Here is a 4,044-nt window from a genome sequence, read left to right as displayed (position 1 = left end):
AGTGGAAATGCTTGTTGTGGCGGAAGTCTCATGGTTATGGTCGATTGCAATGGCGTGGTACAACGAAGCAACAATTATGACACACCATTTACCAAACGAAATGCAATCAATCCTTGTAACGATGGTGATGTAGGTGTTATTATAGATGGATTTAAAAGCGAGTGCGAAAAAATAGAAGATCTTTTTACAGAATATGAAAATTATAAGCAAAGAGTTGTTGGACTTAATGATAATGTAAATCTAAATCACGAAACAGCAGTTGGTATTTATGAAAACGGTACAGAATTTGAATTTGCTGGAGACGAGAATAATTATTTAGTGAATTTACCTGAAAATCCAGAATCAAAATATAGAACATTTGCTCACGTGCACAATGAATTTACGTCAGCAACTGATACAATTACAACCTATTCAGTATTTTCACCAGGAGATTTACAATTTGTTGCAAAGCGAATGTTAAATGATAAAGTACATAACGATTTCGTAGGTTTCTTAACCACAGGTAAAGGTACACAGTATGCATTTACCATAAATAATAGAACAAAATTTAAAAAGTTTTTTAAATATCTTGAATATTATGATCAGTTAAAACAAGGAGAAAGTTTAACAGCTGAAGAATTTACACACTTGAGAGATGTGATCGAGCCATTATTTGAAAAATATTTTGATAAAGAAGAATTAGATAATGTAGCACCAATAAGAGTAGTAAATACAAATAATCATGCAGTATTGTTAGCTTTTGTAAATTTTTTAAAAGAAGCAGATTTAGGTATTACCTTATTTGAATCGGATATAAGTTTTACTACATTTAAAAAGGTAAGTGCTAACGAACATGGAACTAATATTGTAAGAGAAAATTGCGGCGAATAAAAAATAATAAGATGAAAAAAATATACATACTTTTCCTGTTTCTAGGATTCATAACAATAAGTAGTTTTTCAGTAGCTACTGATCAAGAAAATAATATTTCTGATGAAAATATAAGTCAGAACATGTTTCCTGGTACATGGGAATGGGAAAACGATAACCAAATTTTTAGAGTACACTTATGGATTAATACTAAAGGAGCAACCAAAGGTCATTTTGAAATGGTTCAAGTTAATACGAATGGTGAAGAAACAATAATATATAGATCAGATAAGCCCATGAATTCTGCTACACCGCAACATTGGTTGCCAGTAATTTCAGGAGGACGTCAAAGTGAAAAATATTTTATGGCAAGAATCATGGATAATTCTATGAATTACGAAGCACCTGAATATCAACAATATGAATTTTGGCAAGCACGTTTGGATATGAAAATCATCCAAATAGGAAATACGGAAGGCATACCAACTAAAGCTACATGGAAAGTTGGTTATTATGATATTACGCCAAATAATGCCATGCCATTAAATATTCCAACAGATATCGTTTTAACGAAAGTAAATTAGTGTTTGAGATGAAAAAACCCTCTTCAAAAATAACAACACTCCTACTCCTATTTTTTGTACTTCAAAGCTATGGACAACAATTAGAAGAACTAAAGAAACAATATGAAAAAGAAATCATAGGAATATGGCAAAGTCAAGATGATCCTAATTACAAAGTTGAATATACAAAATCAGGTAAAATGAAAGAATATATTATTGGGGAAAAGGAAGTATATATTCAGTCTTATCTTTTAAAAATTTCATGTGGAAAAATCAATCCACCACATGCATACAATATATATTTAAAGATGTACGAAACCCAAGAAGAAAAAGAAGATCATTTTTGTGGAAGTATTAATAATATTCACAAAGACGGTAAAGGAATTATCACATTATCAATCACTTCCGAAAGAGGAAAACTAGAACTTTATACGAAAGTCAATTGATATTTAAGATGAAAATATTGAATGTTTTCCGAACAGATGGGAGAATAAAAAAAACAATAATAAGCTAGTATTTGAAGAATTATGAAATCAATTATCATCATTTTTTTTACTGTACTTAGTCAAGTAACCGTAGCTCAAAACCTAGAAGATTTTAGTAAACAAGATACACTATATTATTACTTTAAGCATAAAAAAGTAGAAACCAAAAGAGGTTTAAGAGTTTACACACCTCCTAACTTTATGAACATGATGTTTTCTGTTTACCTAAAAAACGTAGATAAGACATTTTATTTCACTTATTACAAACAAAGAAAAGGGAAAAATAATACGATCATTGAAAATCCTGTCGTAGTTAAAAACAGGAGTTTTTTAAGAAAAAACAGAAAAAAAATCATGGATATCCATGATTTTAAAAAAGTTACTTCACAAGAGATAGAAGATTTTTATTGGAAGAATAAATACAAAACAGTCATCTATTTAATTGATCGGAAAGAGAATTCAAAAGGAAAAATATTTCTTAGAAAAGTTGTCTGGAATTCAAGTTATGGCATAAAACAATGAAAAACTTCGTGTGCACCTGTTGCTAGTGGAATCGTTGAACTAAAACGCGATGAATTATCAAAATATCTTAAGTAAAACCAATTTATACAAACAAAAAAAGCCCAATTCTTAAAAAAATTGGGCTTTTCATTTACTGTAGTATGTATACATTAATAATCTTCATCAAGGCATAAACAAGCAACTTCACATGCCATATGTCCTAAACTTGTAGTTGGTCCTGCACCACAATATAAACCGTTATTAAAAGATAAAAAATTCCAACCACCTTTAGCTTTTTCAATACTTAAGTGAGAAACTTTTTGCTTGTTAATCTTTAACGATTTTAAATTCTTTTTTTTTATAATTAAAGTTTTTAAATTTTCAGTTTCAATGTACTAAAGATATCTATACTTCAATTACGGTAAAACCTTACTTTACAAACAATTACAAAAAAATTAAATAAAAACTGTAACAAAACGTTTTCTACATACTCTTTACATACAAACACTAAAACCAGGCGTTATGAAAACTATATTTACACTACTTCTTTTTGCAACTACGTTCACAGTAACCGCACAACAAAAACCAATAGAAAAACAAGTAGGCGACTTTGATCAAGTAAAAGTATTTGATTTAATAGAAATCAATTTAATCAAATCAGACGAAAATAAAGTCGTTATAACTGGCGCCGATACCGAAGATGTAGAAATTGTAAACAAGCGCGGAAAACTCAAAATACGCATGAAATTTGACCGTAGTTTTGATGGTTCGCAAACATTTGTAGAAGTATATTACAAAGATGTCAACACAATTGATGCAAATGAAGGTGCCATTATAGTTGCCAACGAAACCATAACACAACCGTATTTAGAATTAAAAGCACAAGAAGGTGGTAAAATTATTGCCAACTTAGAAGTAGATAAGCTAGATTCAAAAGCAGTTTCAGGCGGAATCATAGAAGCATCAGGAAAAGTAAAACACCAAGAAATCATACTCAATACAGGCGGAATTTACGAAGGAAAAAAACTCATCACAGAGCAAACAAAAGTAAAAGTAAGTGCTGGCGGCGAAGCTTATGTTTCTGCTTCTGTACTTGCCGATGCCAAAGTAAGAGCTGGCGGATACATTGAAATTCACGGAGATCCTGTAACAATCAAAAAAGACAGAGTCTTCGGCGGAAAAATAAAAGTCAAATAAAACACATTCACAATTCATCAATCAATCTTAAAACGTCTAAACTGCCATTTAGACGTTTTTTCTTTTTTCATCAAATCAAAAAAGAAACTAACTTGCAGTAGATTAAAAACCGATACAATGAAAAAAATATACACAATTTTTGTACTTACCATAGTATTCAGTATTCAATTTGTAACTGCACAACAAAATTTTGCACCACCAACTGAAGGGAAATCTGTTGTATACTTTATCAGAACAAATGAAATAGGAACACTCATCAACTTTAAATACTTTGACGGCACAAAATACCTTGGAAAATACAATAAAAGACACTACTTACGATACGAATGTGAGCCTGGAAAACATACATTTTGGGCAAAATCAGAAAACATAGACTTCATTGAAGCTGACTTAAAACCAAATGCAATCTACTTTATTCAAGCCAAAGCAAGAATGGGAATGATAAAAGC

Annotated in this window: 5 protein-coding genes and 1 pseudogene; all 6 read left to right on the top strand. The window is 30.4% G+C overall.

The window, feature by feature from the left end; translation table 11 throughout:
• Positions 1–870: hypothetical protein (locus AB8B65_RS16085; protein WP_405302291.1), on the top strand; the 870-nt coding region annotated here is incomplete at its 5' end.
• Positions 871–992: 122 nt separating this feature from the next.
• Entirely contained in the window at positions 993–1,433 is a 441-nt protein-coding gene (locus AB8B65_RS16080) for a hypothetical protein (RefSeq protein WP_405302290.1), read from the top strand.
• 8 nt (positions 1,434–1,441) lie between these two features.
• Positions 1,442–1,858: a hypothetical protein gene (locus AB8B65_RS16075; protein ID WP_405302289.1), complete on the top strand. Its 417-nt coding sequence runs from the start codon at positions 1,442–1,444 to the stop codon at positions 1,856–1,858.
• 81 nt (positions 1,859–1,939) lie between these two features.
• Positions 1,940–2,419 (top strand): hypothetical protein, encoded by a 480-nt coding sequence (locus AB8B65_RS16070; RefSeq protein WP_405302288.1) that lies wholly within the window; start codon positions 1,940–1,942, stop codon positions 2,417–2,419.
• A gap of 501 nt (positions 2,420–2,920) precedes the next feature.
• Complete coding sequence (locus AB8B65_RS16065; RefSeq protein WP_405302287.1) at positions 2,921–3,595, top strand: head GIN domain-containing protein; 675 nt, start codon at positions 2,921–2,923, stop codon at positions 3,593–3,595.
• A 117-nt stretch (positions 3,596–3,712) separates the two neighbouring features.
• A pseudogene (locus AB8B65_RS16060) lies at positions 3,713–4,044 on the top strand (hypothetical protein); the annotation flags it as partial.

The organism is Kordia sp. (genome assembly GCF_045105435.1).
GTDB lineage: Bacteria > Bacteroidota > Bacteroidia > Flavobacteriales > Flavobacteriaceae > Kordia.
The sequence above is the reverse complement of the archived record's forward strand: the minus strand, read 5'-3'. Positions and strand labels throughout refer to the sequence as shown.

Bases quoted from the DNA above. Each gene is read 5' to 3' on its own strand.
- AB8B65_RS16080 (WP_405302290.1), top strand. From the start codon at position 993: ATGTTTCCTGGTACATGGGAATGGGAAAACGATAACCAAATTTTTAGA.
- AB8B65_RS16075 (WP_405302289.1), top strand. From the start codon at position 1,442: ATGAAAAAACCCTCTTCAAAAATAACAACACTCCTACTCCTATTTTTT.
- AB8B65_RS16070 (WP_405302288.1), top strand. From the start codon at position 1,940: ATGAAATCAATTATCATCATTTTTTTTACTGTACTTAGTCAAGTAACC.
- AB8B65_RS16065 (WP_405302287.1), top strand. From the start codon at position 2,921: ATGAAAACTATATTTACACTACTTCTTTTTGCAACTACGTTCACAGTA.